This window comes from Micromonospora sp. NPDC023966 (assembly GCF_040639095.1).
Lineage (GTDB): Bacteria > Actinomycetota > Actinomycetes > Mycobacteriales > Micromonosporaceae > Micromonospora.
Genome location: NZ_JBEZZJ010000004.1, coordinates 373747 through 389812 on the forward strand (window position 1 = coordinate 373747; position 16066 = coordinate 389812).

The window sequence follows — 16066 nt, forward strand, 5'->3', positions numbered from 1 at the left end:
CCGGTCACCGTCGCTGGTCGAGGATCGCACCGCACGGAGTCTCATGAGTCAGCACCGTCACCCTGGCGCGACCGGCCGCGCCGGTGCCGTACCGGCGCTTCCGGATCTGCCCGAGGCGACCGTCGCGCGGCTCCCGGAATACCTCCGTGCCCTGCACGCGATCGCCGAGACCGGTCACGACACGGTCTCCAGCGAGGGGCTCGCCAACGCCGCCGGGGTCAACTCGGCGAAGCTCCGCAAGGACCTCTCCCACCTCGGCTCGTACGGCACCCGGGGCGTCGGCTACGACGTCACGCTGCTGATCGACCAGATCGAGTCGGTGCTCGGGCTCACCCAGTGCCGCTCGGTCGCGCTGGTCGGCGTGGGTAATCTCGGTCACGCCCTGGCCGGCTACGACGGCTTCGCCAGCCGCGGCTTCCGGATCGCCGCGCTCTTCGACGCGGATCCGTCCCGGGTCGGCGAGGAGATCAACGGGCTGGTCGTCCGGCACGTCGACGAGCTGGCCCGGGTCGCCGTCGAGGAGTCGATCTCGATCGGCGTGATCGCCACCCCCGCCCCGGCCGCCCAGGCGGTCGCCGATCAGCTCGTGGCGGTCGGCGTGACGAGCATCCTCAACTTCGCGCCCTGCGTACTCTCGGTTCCGGAGGGAGTCGACGTGCGCAAGGTCGACCTCGCGATCGAGCTGCAGATCCTGTCCTTCCACGAGCACCGCAAGGCGTCGCTGACCGCGCTCCCCGGCGGGCTCGTGGCGACCGATACCCAGGAGGCGATCGGCACGTGAAACTGCTCGTCGTCGGCGCGTCCTACCGCACCGCCCCCGTCGCCACGCTGGAGCAGCTGGCGGTCCCGCCCGCGGACCTCATCCGCACCCTGGACCGCCTGGTCGCCCAGCCGTACGTGGCCGAGGCCGTGATCGTCTCCACCTGCAACCGCGTCGAGGTCTACGCGGCCGTCTCCGGCTTCCACGGCGGCCTCGGGGACATCTGCGCGGTCCTGGCCGACCAGGCCGGCGCCACGCCGGCAGCGCTCGCCAACCACCTCTACGTGCACTACGACGCCGCCGCCGTGGATCACGTCTTCCGGGTCGCCTCCGGGCTGGACTCGATGGTGGTCGGCGAGGCGCAGATCCTCGGCCAGCTCCGCGACGCGTACCACTCGGCCAGCGGCGCGGACTCGGCCGGCCGGCTGCTGCACGAGCTGATGCAGCAGGCGCTGCGGGTGGGCAAGCGCGCGCACGCCGAGACCAACATCGACCGGGCCGGGCAGAGCGTGGTCACCGCCGCCCTCGACCTGGCCGCCGACCTGCTCGACGGCGACCTGACCGGGCGGCCCGCCATGGTGGTCGGCGCGGGGGCGATGGGCTCGCTGGGCGTGGCCACCCTCTCCCGGCTGGGCGCCGGCCCGCTCACCGTCACCAACCGGGGCGCCGAGCGGGCCGTCCGGCTGGCCGCGTCCTACGGCGCGACCGCCGTGCCGATGACCCAGCTGGTCGACGCGCTCACCACGGTCGACGTCGTGGTGGCCGCCACCGCGGCCACCGAGCCGGTCCTCACCCGCGACGTGGTGACCCGGGCGCTGGCCCGCCGGGACGCCGCCCGGGGCCCGCTGGTCCTGCTCGACCTGGCCGTCCCGCGCGACGTCGAGGAGGGCGTCGCCGCGCTCCCCGGCGTCGAGGTGATCGACATCGACCGGATGGCGGCGATCCTCGCCGACGGACCGGCCGCCGCCGACGCCGCCGAGGTGGCCCGGATCGTGGCCGGCGAGGTCGAGGCGTTCCTGAGCTGGCTGCGCGGCGCCGACGTGGCGCCCACCGTGGCGGCCCTGCGCGGGCGCGCCGACGACGTGGTCTCCGCCGAGCTGCGCCGGCTCGCCCAGCGCCGCCCGGACCTCACCGACGACCAGCGCGCCGAGGTGGCCCGCACCGTGCACCGGGTGGTGCAGCGGCTGCTGCACCAGCCGACCGTCCGGGTCCGCCAGCTCGCCGCCGAGCCCGGCGGCGACCAGTACGCCGCGCTGCTGCGCGAGCTGTTCGACCTCGAGGTGCCGCAGCAGACCTCCCCGGTCGACACCGTCCCCGACGTGGTGGAAGCGGAGATCGTCATGCCGGCCGACCCGATCCAGCCCACCGGAGGTGCGCGATGACCGCCCCCCTGCGTCTCGGCACCCGGGGCAGCGCCCTGGCGATGGCCCAGTCCGGCCACGTCGCCGAGGCCCTCACCGCGGCCACCGGCCGCCCGGTCGAGCTGGTCGAGGTGGTGACCGCCGGCGACCGCTCCGCGGCCCCGGTGCACCGGCTCGGCGTCGGCGTCTTCGTCTCCGCGCTGCGGGACGCGCTGGCCGCCCGGGAGATCGACTTCGCCGTCCACTCGTACAAGGACCTGCCCACCGCGGCGGCGCCCGGCCTGCACATCGCCGCCGTGCCGCCCCGGCAGGACCCGCGGGACGCGCTGATCGCCCGCGACGGCCGGACCCTCGCCGAGCTGCCGCCCGGCGCCCGGGTCGGCACCGGCGCGCTGCGCCGCATCGCCCAGCTGCACGCCCTCGGACTGCAGCTGGAGGTCACCCCGATCCGGGGCAACGTCGACACCCGCCTCGGCCGGGTGCTCGGCCCGGACGCCGACCTCGACGCGGTCGTGCTGGCCCGGGCCGGGCTCGCCCGCCTCGGCCGGACCGGCGTGATCACCGAGACGCTCGATCCGATGCTGATGCTGCCCGCGCCCGCCCAGGGCGCGCTGGCGGTGGAGTGCCGGATCGACGATCAGGACCTGGTCGAGCTGCTCGGCGTGCTCGACCACGCACCGTCCCGCGCCGCGGTCGTCGCGGAGCGGGCACTGCTGGCCACCCTGGAGGCCGGGTGCAGCGCGCCCGTCGCCGCCTACGGCGAACTCGCCGAGGGTGACGCCGGTGAGGAGATCTACCTGCGCGGGGCGGTGATCAGCCCGGACGGTACCCGTGACCTCCGGCTGTCCCGCACCGGAACGCCCGCCGACGCGGCGGAGATCGGCAAGGCACTCGCCGCCGAACTCCTCGAACTCGGCGCCGACTCGATCCTCGGCCAAGAAGGACACACCGGCCCGGGGACCCAGCAATTTGGGAGCACAGAATGACCCGCACCCGTAAGCCCGTAGGCCGGATCGCGTTCGTCGGGGCCGGCCCCGGCGACCCGGGCCTGCTGACCCGCCGGGCGGTGGACGCCCTGGTCGAGGCCGACCAGGTGGTGTACGACCGGGGAGTCCCCGAGTCGTTGCTCGAGTACGTCCGCGCCCAGGCCAGGCCCGACGCCGAGTTCAGCCCCGCCGAGGGCGTGCCGGGGGACGTGGCGAAGGTGCTGATCTCCGCGGCCCGGTCCGGCCAGAACGCCGTGCACCTGGTCGCCGGCGACCCGTTCGGCCACGACTCGGTGGTCAAGGAGGTGCAGGCGGTGGCGCGTACCGCCGCGCACTTCGAGGTGGTGCCGGGCGTCGGCCAGGCCGAGGGCGTGGCCACCTACGCCGGCGTGCCGCTGCCGGGCGTGCGCACCGCCGCCGACGTCGAGGACGTCACCACGCTGGACTTCGACGCGCTGGCCGCCGCCGTGGCCCGGGGCTCGCTGGCGATCGCGGTGGACGCCGGTGACCTGGCCGCCATCCGGGACGGCCTGCTTGCCGCCGGGGTGGACGGCGCCACCGCCGTCGGGGTGACCGGCGACGGCACCGGCGAGACGCAGTACACCACCACGTCGACCGTGGACTCCTTCGTCGCGGCGGCGCTCGGCTTCACCGGCCGGGTCGTGCTCACCGTCGGCGCGGGCGTCTCCGACCGCGACAAGCTGAGCTGGTGGGAGAACCGGCCGCTGTACGGCTGGAAGGTGCTCGTCCCCCGCACCAAGGAGCAGGCCGGCGCCATGAGCGCGCGGCTGCGCGCGTACGGGGCGATCCCGTGCGAGGTGCCGACCATCGCGGTCGAGCCGCCGCGCACCCCGGCCCAGATGGAGCGGGCGGTCAAGGGCCTGGTCGACGGCCGGTACGCCTGGGTGATCTTCACCTCGGTGAACGCGGTCCGGGCGGTCTGGGAGAAGTTCGCCGAGCACGGCCTGGACGCCCGCCACTTCGGCGGCGTCAAGATCGCCTGCATCGGCGAGGCCACCGCCGAGGCGGTCCGCGCCTTCGGCATCCAGCCGGAGCTGATCCCCTCCGGGGAGCAGTCCTCCGAGGGCCTGCTGGCCGAGTTCTCGCCGCACGACGAGATCCTCGACCCGGTCGGCCGGGTGCTGCTGCCGCGCGCCGACATCGCCACCGAGACCCTGGCCGCCGGGCTCACCGAGCGGGGCTGGGAGGTCGACGACGTGACCGCGTACCGGACCGTCCGGGCCGCGCCGCCGCCCGCCGAGATCCGCGACGCGATCAAGTCGGGCGGGTTCGACGCGGTGCTCTTCACCTCGTCCTCGACCGTTCGGAACCTGGTCGGAATCGCCGGGAAGCCGCACGCGCGTACCGTTGTTGCCGTTATCGGGCCCAAGACGGCGGAGACCGCCACGGAGTTCGGCCTGCGGGTCGACGTGCAGCCGCCGCACGCCTCGGTGCCCGACCTGGTGGAGGCGCTCGCCGCCTACGCCGTCGAGCTGCGCGAGAAGCTCGCCGCCATGCCGGCCAAGCAGCGCCGCGGCTCGAAGGTGCAGGGCCCGACCGCCCTGAGGTTCCGCTGACAGGAGGCCCCCCATGTCGTATCCCGAGATCCGGCCCCGCCGGCTGCGCCGTAACGCGGCCGTGCGGCGGCTGGTCTCCGAGACCCGCGTCGACCCGGCCGAGCTGGTCGTGCCGATGTTCGTCAAGGAGGGGCTGACCGAGCCGCGGGCCGTGGCGTCGCTCCCGGGGGTGCTCCAGCACTCCCGGGACTCGCTGCGCAAGGCCGCCGTCGAGGCGGTCCAGGCCGGGGTCGGCGGGATCATGCTCTTCGGGGTGCCCGCGGCGCGGGACGAGACCGGGTCGGGCGGCATCGACCCGGACGGCATCCTCAACGTGGCCATCCGGGACGTGATCGCCGAGGTCGGCGACGCCACCGTGGTGATGAGCGACCTCTGCCTGGACGAGTTCACCTCGCACGGGCACTGCGGCCTGCTCACCCCCGACGGCGCCGTGGACAACGACGCCACCCTGGCGGCGTACGCCCGGATGGCGGTCGCCCAGGCCGACGCCGGGGTCCATGTGGTCGGGCCGTCCGGGATGATGGACGGCCAGGTCGGCGTGGTCCGCCGGGCCCTCGACGGAGCCGGGCACCAGGACGTCTCGATCCTCGCGTACGCGGTCAAGTACGCCTCCGCCTTCTTCGGCCCGTTCCGCGACGCCGTCGAGTCGGCCCTGGAGGGCGACCGGAGCACCTACCAGCAGGACCCGGCCAACCTGCGCGAGTCGCTGCGCGAGGTCGAGCTGGACGTCGCCGAGGGCGCCGACATGGTGATGGTCAAGCCGGCCCTGCCCTACCTCGACGTGGTCGCGGCGGTCCGGGCCGCGGTCGATGTCCCGGTCGCCGCCTACCAGGTCTCCGGCGAGTACGCGATGGTCGAGGCGGCCGCCGCGAACGGCTGGATCGACCGCGAGCGGACGATCCTGGAGACGCTCACCTCGATCCGCCGGGCCGGCGCGCAGATCATCCTCACCTACTGGGCGGTCGAGGCGGCCCAGCTGCTCCGCCAGCGCTACTGAACGCCGACCGTCACCACCCGGGCCAGCTCCCCGACGGAGTAGACCTTCCGGGGCGGGTCCGGTAGCTGCGCCCAGACCACCCGGACGGTGGTGTCGTCGACCCAGGCGACCCCCCAGATCCCGCCGGACGTCAGGCCCGCGATGGTGTCCGCCGTCCCGATGACCTGGTCGGCCCGGCGCTGCCCGGTCGCGGTGTCGAGGATCGCCACCCGGTACTCCAGCGACCGTTCGGCGACCGGCCGGCGGTAGGGGACCGCCACGAGGGTGCCGTCCGGGGAGAGCCGGATCGACGGCGCGCAGTCGCCGTCCACCGTGGGACGGGACAGCCGGGCGCCGCCGGCCAGCCGCCGTACTTCCAGCCGGCAACGGGTCATGTCCGGCGCGCCCGTCACCGACACCACCAGGCCCGCCGCCACGTCGGCACCCCGGAAGGGCAGCTCGCCGTCGGCCTTCGCGGCGACGCGGATGAGGGTCCTCTCCCTTCCGGTGGCCAGCTCGTGGGTCACCAGACCCATCCCATCGCGGACCAGGTAGGCGTACCGGGCGTCCGCCCCGACGAGGCTGAGGGCCTGCCCCTTGACCCGGACCTCCCGGCTCACCTGCACCCGGTCCTCCGGCCCGAGCACCATGAGCCGGATCGAGAGGCCCGCCACGTCCGGGCCATCCGGCCGTCGCACGCCGGGCATGAGGTCGGTGAGCTTGAGGCCCACCAGCCGCCCGTCCGGCAGCGGCACGGTCTGCTCCCAGCCGGCGGGGACCCGGTGCCGGACCACCGAGCCCTCGGCGGTCAGCTCGTTCGCGGTGCCGGCGACCAGGCCGATCTCCGGACCGTTCCGGACCGGCCGGACGCTGCCGTCCTCGCCGGCGAGGATCAGGCGTTGCGCGGGCCCGCGCGTGGGCGCCGGCATGGCCGGCCTCGTCCCCGCCGGTCGGACCGATGGGGCGGACACCGGGCCGGCCGCCCGGTCGTCGCGGGCGAGCAGCGGGACGGCACCGCCGGTGAAAGCGACCAGCGCGACCAGCCCCGCCACGCCGGTCACGCTCCGGCGGCGACGCCGGGCGCGGGCCCGCCGGCGGATGGTCGCCAGGTCCGCCGGGTGCGGAGCGGTCGCGCGTGCGGCGCGGTGGACCAGCTCGGCAAGGTCCTCGGGTACGACGTCCACGGTCACTCCTCCTCGGTTAGGGCGGCTCGCAGTTCGGCCAGCCCCCGGGAGAGGCGGCTGCGGACGGTGCCCTCGGTCAGGTCCAGCACGGCGGCGGTCTCGGCGGTGGAGAGGTCCAGCAGCACCCGGCAGACGATGACGGTGCGCCGGGCGGCGGGCAGCCGCTCCAGGGCGGACCGGGCGGCCAGCCCGGCCGGGTCCGGGGCGGCCGTGGCCGGGTGCGGGTCCTCGGCCGGCGGCCGTTCCCGGCGCACCTTCCGCCACCAGGAGGTGGCCCAGTTCAGCCCGACCCGGAACACCCAGCCGCCCGGGTTGTCCAGCCGGCGCACCCGGTCCCAGCGGGCGTACGCCCGGGCCATCGCCTCGTCGGTCGCCTCCCGGGCCACCGCGCCGTCCCCGACGGCCAGTGCGAGCGCGCGGTGGACCCGGTCGACGTGGTCCCGGTAGAACTGCTCGAACGGCAGCTCGGCGGGGGGCACGTCGCGGCGCGTCAGCACCGGCGTCCGTGTGGCCGGCGTGGCGGGATGGTTGCCCATGTCAGGTTCACGCGCGAGGGGCCCCGGGCGTTCCCGCCGAATCCACGTGACGGCTCCCGACTTCGTTCGGCGCGGGTCCGGGGCGGCGGTCGCCCGTGCCGGCGGGCAGGCGCCGGCTGGTCAGCCAGGCCAGCGCGAGCAGCACCCCCGACGTCGCCAGCGCGAACCGTACGGCCCGGGCCAGGTCGGCGGCGTACGCCGTCCGGTCGGCGGGCGCGAGCCGAGCGGCGGCGACGAGCCCATCCTCGCCGAGGCCCGGGGCGAACCGGCCGACCAGCCAGGAGAGCGTGGCGGCGAGCAGTGCCGTGCCCACGGCCATCGCGCTGTTCGACACGGTGGTGAGCAGGGTGCTGCCGGCCGGGATGTCGTCGCGGGCCAGGGCGCGGCTGGCGGCGGCCATGGTGGGCATCAGGGTGGCGCCGGTGCCCAGCCCGGTGACCACCCCGAGCACCGCGAGCAGCGGATAGGAGGTGTCGGCGTCTAGTACCGCCACCCGGGCCGCCGTGCCGGCCAGCGCGGTCGCGATGCCGAGCCCGACCACCAGCCGCGGCGAGACCCGGTCCACCAGCCGGGTGGCGACCTGGAGCATCAGTCCGGTGGCCACCGCCTGCGGGATGCCCAGCGTGCCGGCCAGGGTGGCCGAGTCACCCCTGACCAGCTGCACGTAGGCCGGCAGGATCAGGAACGAGCCGAAGTAGCCGGCGGCGAAGAGCCCCACCGTGGCGGCGCCGGCCGCCATCCCGGGCACCCGCAGCACGGACAGCCGCAGCAGCGGGTGCGGCACCCGGCCGGCCCGTGCGACGAACCCGGCCACCAGCACGCCGCCGACCAGGAGCGGCACCAGCACCGGCGCGGTGCGCAGCCCGCCCCGCTCGCCGGTGACGCTGAGCCCGTAGACGGCCAGGGCCAGGCCGGGGCAGAGCAGCAGCAGGCCGGGCAGGTCGAGCCGAGCGGCCGGCCGGGCGTCGGTGGCAGGCAGCATCCGCCGGCCGAGCAGCAGCGCCGCCACCCCGACGGGCAGGTTGATCCAGAAGATCCACCGCCAGGAGGCGTGATCCAGCAGCGCGCCCCCGAGCACCGGCCCGACCAGCGGGCCGACCAGGACCGGCAGCCCGGCCAGGCTCATCATCCGGCCGCGTCGGTCCGGCGGCACGGCGGCCAGCGCGATCGCCATCCCCACCGGGTTGAGCAGGCCGCCGCCGATGCCCTGGACGACCCGGAACGCGATCAGCGGGCCGACCGCCCAGGCGCACCCGGCCAGCAGCGAGCCGGCGGTGAACAGGGCCAGCGCGGCCAGGTAGGCCCGGCGGGCGCCGAACCGGCCGGCCACCCAGGCGGCGGCGGGCATCACCGCGACCAGGGCCAGCGCGTACGCGCTGGTGACCCAGCCGATCGTGGCGATGCCGGCGTCGAACTCCTCGACCAGCCGGGGCACGGCGATCACCGTCACGGTGGTGTCGATGACCGCGAGGAGGCCACCGAGGGTCAGGTACCAGCCGAGGCGGTATGCGGTGCGATCCACGTCAGCTCCCGTACGGCCGGTCGCGGCGGGCGGTGCGCAGCGCCTCGCCCCACCAGGCCAGCTCGTCGAGGGTGGCGTCGGCGGCCCGACCCAGCGGCCCGTCGTCGACCAGCCGGCCCTGCCAGTCGAGGCGCTCCCAGGGGGCGGTGAGCACCACCCCGGTGCGGGTGGTGGTGGCGTGCAGTTCGGCGAAGACCAGCCGGAGCTGCTCGACCGCGCGGATCCCGCCGGACCCGGCGCCGTACGAGACGAAAGCGACCGGCTTGGCGGTCCACTCCCGGTGGTGCCAGTCGATGGCGTTCTTCAGCGCGGCCGGGAAGCTGTGGTTGTACTCCGGGGTCACCACCACGAACGCGTCCGCGGCGGCCAGCCGCTCTGCGATCGGGCTGGCCGGGTTGCCGCCGGGCGGGGTGTCGGCGAGCGGGAGTGGCACCTCGGCCAGGTCGACCAGGTCCACCCGCAGGTCGTCGCGGCGGGCGGCCCGGTCGGTGAACCAGTCGGCGATGAGCCGGCCCATCCGGGGCTGGCGGACGCTGCCGACGAGCACGGCGAGGGTGAGCGGGGTCCGGAGTTCTTGCGTCGTCATGCGCTCGACGCTAAAACCGAAACAATTGTTGAAGTCAACCCGCGCGGAGGAGTGACGGTGGGCACGTTCACGGTGGGCGAGGTGGCCCGGGAGAGCGGGGTGAGCGGCTCCGCGATCCGCTTCTACGAGCGGCAGGGCCTCATCGAGGCCACCCGGACCGGCGGCAACCAGCGCCGGTTCGGCTCGGACGCGGCCTGCCGGGTGCGGGTCGCCCGGGTGGCCCAGCGGATCGGCCTCAGCGTCACCGAGATCCGGGGTTTGCTCGCCGCCCTGCCGCCCGAGCCCGGCCTCGCCGACTGGCAGGCCCTGCACGAGAAACTGACCGGCGAGGCGGAACGCCGGATCCGCGAGCTGCACGCCGCGCTCGACGACATCCGCTCCGGGCGCCGGCTCTGCGAGCTGTGACCCGGGCGGACGGAAACGGCCCGCCGTCCGGCCGGTGAGCCGGGCGACGGGCCGCTTCGCGGGGGCGGCCGTCAGTCGTCGTCGCGGATGGTGCCGACGCCGACCGGGTCGGTGAGCCGGAGCCCCGGCACGCCCGCCACGTACAGCTTGAGCTGCTCGTCCGCCTCGGGCTTCCGGTCACCGCGGACGCTCACCGGGAAGGTCAGCGAGGTCTGGCCGGCGGCCAGGGTCCGGCAGCCCACGTACGGGTCGTAGTCCGACCCGGCCTGCGCCGTGGTGCCGTAGGTGGTGGCGCAGAGCAGGGCCGGCTCTGAGAGCGGGCGGGAGACGGTCACCGTGAACGTCACGGTGCTGTCGCCCTTGTCGCCCTCGGCCACCGCCGCGTCGGAGACGCTCAGCGACGCGCGGGAGCGGAACCGGGCCACCTGCGGGTCGTGGTCGCTGGCCCCCCGGTCGCCCAGGTCCTCGGCGTCGGTGGGGTAGTCGGCGTTGATGTGCGCCGTGCGGACCTGGACGAGGTCCTCGTGCAGCGGGTCGTTGACGAAGAGGTTGTCCAGCGTCTGCGCCTGCCCGTCGTAGGTGTACGAGTAGGCCGCCGCCGGCACGTCCGCCACCAGGTCGTCCCAGAGGTTGTGCAGCCCGGCCTGGTAGAGCGGGGCGAGCTGGTCCGACGGCGTCGGGTTCGCCGCCGTGGCGATCGGGTCGTCCGGGCGCGGGAAGACGTTCAGGTCACCGCCGTAGATCACCCGCGCGTTCGGGTCGGCCGCCTCGACGGCCTGCACCAGCGCCGCCCCGTACGCGGCCTGCTCCCGCCGCTGCCCGACCCGGCTGTCCGGACCGGACGAGAAGTGGTTGGTAGCCGCCCAGAGCGTGAAGTGCTCCGCCGAGCCCGGTGCCGCCGCCACGGTGAACTTGGCCAGCTGGACCGCCCGGGTGTAGACGTTGCTGCCGTCCACCCCGGTCGAGCGGTCGACGTCGGCCGGCAGCACGGCGTTGAACCCCTTCGGGTTCTGCACATCGGCGTTCGACGGCAGGGCCGCCGAGCGGTACTGCACGGTCGGCGCCGAGCCCAGCAGCGGGTCGGTGGCGCTCGCCTCGGCCAGCGTCAGCCGGTCGGTGCGGTAGAGGAACGCCGAGGCGATGCCCCGGGCGTCCGCGCCGGTCCGGTCGTACGCCGCCGCGTAGGCGGGGCCGCCGTTGGCCGCGATGGTCAACGCCAGCTCCTGGATGGTGTCCGGCGCGCCGTCGGCGTTGTTCGTGTCGCCACAGACCAGCTTGCCGTCGGCCACCGCGCAGATGTCCTGGTCCTCGGCCTCCTGCACGAGCACCAGGTCCGGGCTGTGCAGGGCGCCGGTGATCTGCCGCGCCTGCACGCCCAGCTTCTCGGTGTACGCCGCCTCGCTGGCCGGCACGTAGTCGAACGGCGGGCTGACCCCGGTGCAGCCCGAGTTGCCGGCGAAGTCGCAGCCGTCGAACGGGTCGTCCCGGTAGTCGTACAGGTTCTCCACGTTGTAGGTGGCGACCGCGACCTCGCTGTTCCGGTCGGCCGGCAGCGGCGGGTTGTTCTCCGCCGGGTCCGCGCCGCCGGTCAGGGTCAGCTGCTCGGGCTGCACGCTGTACTTGCTGAACGCGTACGAGATGGCGCCGTAGGCGTCCTCGGTCAGCGTGTCGTAGGTGCGGGCCTCGGGCAGCAGCGCGGCCGAGTCCCCGGCGGTCGCCTTCACGCCGCCGGCGCCCAGCAGGATCCGCTGGTAGTTGCCGTTGTCGAACAGCGTGCCCGGGATATCGTCCAGCGGGTGCGCGTCCCGGAACACCCGACGGGCGTACGGGTCGGACCGCTTCATGATCGGGTCCTCGCGGTCCAGCACGTAGATCTCCGAGTCCAGGGTGGACGCGAAGATGTGCCGCGGGGCGGAGACCCCGCTGCCGGAACGGACCCGCATCCGCTCGCCCTCGTGCCGCTCCCAGAACAGGCCGGCGGCGGCCGCGTCGGCCGGCGGCCGGGCGTCGTCCAGCCGCACGGCGCTGTCCACGTCCAGCCCGGAGTCGAGCTTGCGCACCAGCGAGGCGCTGGAGAGCTGGGTCTGGTTGAAGTACTCGGAGACCCGGCCGCGCAGCACCACCTCGTCGCCCACGGTCGGGGCGTAGCCGCCGATCAGCGTGGTGAACGAGCCCATGAAGACGAAGATGCCGTCCGAGGTGAGCGGGTCGCCGTCCTCGGCGCCGGTGCGGCTCTGCAGGTAGAAGCCCCACTGGTCGGCGCCGGCGGAGCTGCGGGTCAGCGACTTCTGGGTGATCACGCCGCGCACGTCGTAGAGCATGGAGCTGGTGCCGTTGCCACTGGCCGGGGCGAGCGGCGACCGGTCGGTGCGGCCGTCCTCGTCGTCACCGGTGCGGCCCTGCACCTCGCCCACCGACAGCACGGCGGTGGCCTGCACGGTCAGCGTGCAGGCCGCGGTGCCGCCCTCGGCGTCGGTGGAGGTGACGGTGACCGAATAGGCGCCGGCCGGGAGGCCGGTGGCAGTCAGCGTGGCGGTGGCCGTGCCACCGACCGCGGCGGCCGGGGTGAACGCGGTACGGCTGATCGAGCCGCTCGCCGGCGTCGGATTGACCGCGGTGACCGCGAGGTCGGTGACGGTGTCGTCGGCGTCGATGGCGGTGACCTGGCGGGTCGCGGTGGCGCCCGCCTCCAGGGTCAGCGTGCCGCCGCAGGTCAGCGTCGGCGCCTGGTCGACCGGGCCGCCGCCGTCGATGCTGTGGCTGCCCAGCCCGTCGAAGGTGTCGGTGGCGAAGCCGGCCCACTGCACGGCCGGGTCGAACGGGTCCGCCGGGTTGGTGTCGCCGCCGCTCACCGAGGGGAGCCGGCGCAGGGTGTTGTCGGCCGTGCTGGTGAGCCCGGTGCCCCACTCGCTGCCCGGGTCGACGCCGACCTGGCCGATCGAGTCGACCACGGTCGTGCCCTTGCGCAGCACGATCGCGTCGTCGCCGTTGTAGAGCGAGCCGCCGTAGGTCTGGTCGGCCTGGGCGAGGATCGCCGGCGCGGCCGCCGAGGCGGCGAAGACGAAGACGTCACCGGCGGCGACCGTGCCGGTCAGCGGCACGTTGGTCGACGTGGTGGCGCCGTTGAAGTAGAGCTGGAGCTGGTAGCCGGCGGCGGCCAGGTCGATCGGGGCCCCGGTGCCGTTGTAGAGCTCGACGGCCTTGTTGTTGGACAGGCCCTCGACGTACTCGGAGATGAACAGGTCGGTGGGCGCGGCGCTGGCCGCAGGGGGCGCGATCCCGATGGCCGTGACGGAGACGGCGGCGGTGGTCGCGAGCGCGGCGAAGGTGCGGCGCGGGCGCATGGAGCCTCCACGATGGGTGGACAGGAACTAACGCACGTTAAGTGCCCTTCCGGTCCGCCGTCCATCCCCCGAGCAGCCGTTTGGTGAATATCTGTCAGCGCGGGCTGTCGAGCCGGTGCACCAGCTCGGCCACGTCGACACTGTATTCGCACCAGTCCCGGTCGGGGCGGTAGCCCAGCTCCGCGTTGACCTTCAGCATCGCCTCGTTGGCCTGCGCGTTCCAGGTCTGCACCTCGGCCAGCTCCGGCTCGGCGGAGCGCAGCTCCAGCAGCATCCGGGCCTTGATGGCCCGGTCGATCCCGTAGCCCCGGTGGTCCCGGACCACGATCGTGTCGTACTGGTCGGCCCGGGTCGGGTGCTGCGCCGGCACCACCACCTCGGTCAGCCCGGCCACCTCGCCGGTCTGCTCGTGCCGGGCCAGCACGATGTACGGCTTCATGCCCCGCCGGTGCAGCGTGTCGAGGCTGTCCCGCAGCCGCTCCGGGTCGTAGGAACTGGGCCGCAGCTCACCGTCGTCCACGTCGCGCACCTCGGCCTTGGCCCGCGCGTACGCCTCGATCAGGTCGTCCGGCGGCCCGCCCGGGCAGAACTCGACGTGGTAGCCAGCGCCCACCTCGGTGGCCATCTCGGCCAGCGCCGGCCACTCCACCGCGCCCAGGTCGAGCACGCTGCGGGTCTCGACATATTCCCGGGCGAAGCCCAGCGCCTCGTAGAACGCCACGGCCGGGGTGCCGCCGACCACCTCCACACCGATCGACTGGAAGCCCTCGTCCCAGACCCGGCGGGCGGCCACCCGGACCAGCTCACGGCCCAGCCGGCCGCGCCGGACACTCGGGTGCACCAGCACCTCCAGCACGCCGATGCCGCCGAGGAGCAGCACGTTGACGTGACCGAGCATCGGCCCGGGGCTGCCGTCGGCGGCGGGGTCGGCCTCGGCGACCCAGGAGATCCGGCGTTCACCCGGCATCACCTCGGAGAGGTACTCCCGCAGGGAGTTCTCCCGCCAGGGCGGATCCTGCGGCAGGTCGGCCGCCAACACCGCGTTCAGCGTGTCCAGCAGCGACGCTATCTCGGCGGACGACGCGGTCCGAGGGTCCCACTCGCGCACCATCACCCGTCTAGCTTGCCGTCAACGGCAGCCCGGGGGAAGGGTCTGGTCCGCGAATGTATGCGACCGGTCACGTCACGTACCGCTCAGCCGCCCGTACTCGTCGGCCTTGTCGAAGACGTCCTGGGCGTAGCGGCGCACATCGTTGTAGGAGAGGATGGCGCCCCACCAGTCGCCCGGGATGGTCATGTTCCGGCCGCCCTTGCAGAGGTAACGGCCGGCGGCCAGGGCCGCGTCGTCGATGTCGTGCGGGTTCTTGACGCCGTCGTTGTCGGCGTCCGCGCCGATCTCCTGCCAGGTGCTCGGGATGAACTGCATCGGGCCGAGCGCCTTGTCGTAGACCCGGTCGTGGTCGAGCTGCCCCTGGTCGGTGTCGAGGATCCGGGACCGGCCGCCCTGCCCGTCCAGCGGGGCGCCGAGGATCTCCGGGGCGGCGACCCCGTCGGGCCGGAGGGAGGACTTGTCGTGCGACCCGTGCCCGGACTCGACGTAGCCGATCGCGGCCAGCGTGGTCCAGCTCAGCTGGCAGCTGCGGTTCGTCTGGGCGAGCACCAGCTCGGCGTAGCCGTACGCCTGCATGGCGACCGGCGGGATGTGGGTCGTCGCGCTGACCCGTTGCGCCCAGTCGGCCAGCGCGTCGGCCGGGCGGCCGGGGACCGCCGTGCCGACGATCGGACCCGTCGGCGTGCCGCCGGGCGTCGCCGTGCCGGTCGGGCCGAAGGTGCCCGGCACCCCGGTCGCGCCGGGGCCGACCGGCACGCCGGTCGCCCCGGGCACCACGCCGGCCTGGGGGACGCCCTGGGCCGGGGCGTTCGTGGTGGCGTCGACGGCCACCGGCTGCGGCTTGCGGACCGCCGTGGGCACCAGCAGCGCGCCGGCCGCGGCGGTGGCCGCGACCAGGACAAGCAGGAACAGGCCGGGCAGGGTGGTGCGCCCACTCGGCCGGCGCGACCAGGCGCGGGTGGCCCGGGCCGCGCCGACGGCGAGCTGCCGGGGCGGTGGCAGCCGGACCGCGTGCGCGAACGGCACCCGCCGCCGTCGGCCGGCCACCGGCTTCGTAGTCGGGGTGGCCTCCGCGCCAGCCAGCGCCGCCTTCGGCTCGGCCGGCTCCGCCTGCGTCTTCGGCTCGGCCGGCTCCGGCTTCGGCTCGACCGCCTCGGTCTTCGGGTCGACCGCCTCGGTCTTCGGGTCGACCGCCTCGGTCTTCGGATCGGCCGCCTTCGTCTCGGGCTCGGCCGGCTCCGGCTTCGGGTCGGCCGCCTTCGTCTTGGGCTCGGCCGCGTCCGGCTTCGGGTCGACCCTGGTGTCGCCGGCCGGGTCGGATGCCGCGTCGCGGCGGGGGCGGGGAACGGGGCCGGCGCCGCCGTCGGGCGGCGCGGCCGGTCGCAGGGGCCGAACCGTCGATCGCTGCTCGCCGTCCACCACCCGTCGAGTATCACCCATGGCGGCCGAGGCGTCAGGTCCGGCCGTACGCTGGTGGCATGCCCCGCTACGAGTTCCGCTGCCGCGCCTGCGGCGACACCTTCGAGGTCAACCGCCCGATGGTCCAGGCCGGTCAGCCGGCCTCCTGCCCGCAGGGACACGCCGACACGGTGAAGCTGCTCTCCACCGTCGCGGTCACCGGCCGGGGCGGGTCCGGCCCGGTCGGCGGGGCGTCCACACCGGCCGGTGGCGGCTGCTGCGGCGGCGCCTGCGGCTGCTGACGGCCGGTAGGCCCTCGG

The 16066-nt window shown here is 74.9% G+C and carries 14 protein-coding genes; 7 read left to right on the forward strand and 7 right to left on the reverse strand.

What is annotated here, in order from left to right:
- Nucleotides 1-43: 43 nt before the first annotated feature.
- From AB0F68_RS10125 to hemB, 5 genes are read left to right on the forward strand one after another with little or no spacing between them, the layout of a single operon-like run.
- On the forward strand, nucleotides 44-781 hold the full coding sequence (locus AB0F68_RS10125; protein WP_357334623.1) for a redox-sensing transcriptional repressor Rex: 738 nt from the start codon (nucleotides 44-46) through the stop codon (nucleotides 779-781).
- Entirely contained in the window at nucleotides 778-2142 is a 1365-nt protein-coding gene (locus tag AB0F68_RS10130) for a glutamyl-tRNA reductase (RefSeq protein WP_357334625.1), read from the forward strand. Before AB0F68_RS10125 ends, AB0F68_RS10130 begins: the two co-directional genes overlap by 4 nt.
- Nucleotides 2139-3107 carry a hydroxymethylbilane synthase gene (hemC, locus tag AB0F68_RS10135; protein WP_357334628.1) on the forward strand — a complete coding sequence of 323 codons (969 nt, stop codon included), beginning with the start codon at nucleotides 2139-2141 and terminating at the stop codon, nucleotides 3105-3107. The genes AB0F68_RS10130 and hemC overlap by 4 nt, the downstream gene beginning before the upstream one ends.
- Nucleotides 3104-4684, forward strand: a complete 1581-nt coding sequence (locus AB0F68_RS10140) for a uroporphyrinogen-III synthase (protein ID WP_357334630.1) — start codon at nucleotides 3104-3106, stop codon at nucleotides 4682-4684. The genes hemC and AB0F68_RS10140 overlap by 4 nt, the downstream gene beginning before the upstream one ends.
- A gap of 13 nt (nucleotides 4685-4697) precedes the next feature.
- The gene (gene hemB, locus AB0F68_RS10145; RefSeq protein ID WP_357334633.1) at nucleotides 4698-5681 is read left to right on the forward strand and encodes a porphobilinogen synthase; all 984 of its coding nucleotides are present in this window, start codon (nucleotides 4698-4700) and stop codon (nucleotides 5679-5681) included.
- Here the strand turns inward: hemB and AB0F68_RS10150 are convergent.
- The 4 genes from AB0F68_RS10150 to AB0F68_RS10165 are packed head-to-tail and all read right to left on the reverse strand — an operon-like array spanning nucleotide 5675 to nucleotide 9488.
- A complete protein-coding gene (locus tag AB0F68_RS10150; protein ID WP_357334635.1) occupies nucleotides 5675-6844 on the reverse strand; it encodes a hypothetical protein in 1170 nt (389 codons plus the stop codon). The genes hemB and AB0F68_RS10150 overlap by 7 nt on opposite strands.
- 2 nt (nucleotides 6845-6846) lie before the next feature.
- The gene (locus AB0F68_RS10155) at nucleotides 6847-7341 is read right to left on the reverse strand and encodes a sigma-70 family RNA polymerase sigma factor (protein ID WP_357334637.1); all 495 of its coding nucleotides are present in this window, start codon (nucleotides 7339-7341) and stop codon (nucleotides 6847-6849) included.
- Nucleotides 7342-7387: 46 nt separating this feature from the next.
- Complete coding sequence (locus AB0F68_RS10160) at nucleotides 7388-8902, reverse strand: DHA2 family efflux MFS transporter permease subunit (protein WP_357334639.1); 1515 nt, start codon at nucleotides 8900-8902, stop codon at nucleotides 7388-7390.
- Between the two features lies 1 nt (nucleotide 8903).
- Complete coding sequence (locus tag AB0F68_RS10165) at nucleotides 8904-9488, reverse strand: NAD(P)H-dependent oxidoreductase (RefSeq protein ID WP_357334641.1); 585 nt, start codon at nucleotides 9486-9488, stop codon at nucleotides 8904-8906.
- Nucleotides 9489-9545: 57 nt separating this feature from the next.
- Between AB0F68_RS10165 and AB0F68_RS10170 the strand changes: the two genes are divergently transcribed.
- Nucleotides 9546-9893 carry a MerR family transcriptional regulator gene (locus AB0F68_RS10170; RefSeq protein WP_357334644.1) on the forward strand — a complete coding sequence of 116 codons (348 nt, stop codon included), beginning with the start codon at nucleotides 9546-9548 and terminating at the stop codon, nucleotides 9891-9893.
- 71 nt (nucleotides 9894-9964) lie between these two features.
- Here the strand turns inward: AB0F68_RS10170 and AB0F68_RS10175 are convergent, their stop codons facing one another.
- The 3 genes from AB0F68_RS10175 to AB0F68_RS10185 all read right to left on the reverse strand — a co-directional run bounded on the left by AB0F68_RS10175 (nucleotide 9965) and on the right by AB0F68_RS10185 (nucleotide 15788).
- Nucleotides 9965-13237: a lamin tail domain-containing protein gene (locus AB0F68_RS10175; RefSeq protein ID WP_357334646.1), complete on the reverse strand. Its 3273-nt coding sequence runs from the start codon at nucleotides 13235-13237 to the stop codon at nucleotides 9965-9967.
- A 94-nt stretch (nucleotides 13238-13331) separates the two neighbouring features.
- Nucleotides 13332-14348, reverse strand: coding sequence for a GNAT family N-acetyltransferase (locus AB0F68_RS10180; protein WP_357334778.1), 1017 nt, complete (start codon nucleotides 14346-14348; stop codon nucleotides 13332-13334).
- Nucleotides 14349-14420: 72 nt separating this feature from the next.
- Complete coding sequence (locus AB0F68_RS10185) at nucleotides 14421-15788, reverse strand: lytic murein transglycosylase (RefSeq protein ID WP_357334648.1); 1368 nt, start codon at nucleotides 15786-15788, stop codon at nucleotides 14421-14423.
- Between the two features lie 38 nt (nucleotides 15789-15826).
- On the opposite strand from AB0F68_RS10185, the gene AB0F68_RS10190 reads away from it, so the two are divergent.
- Nucleotides 15827-16048, forward strand: coding sequence for a zinc ribbon domain-containing protein (locus AB0F68_RS10190; protein ID WP_357334650.1), 222 nt, complete (start codon nucleotides 15827-15829; stop codon nucleotides 16046-16048).
- Nucleotides 16049-16066: the final 18 nt, after the last annotated feature.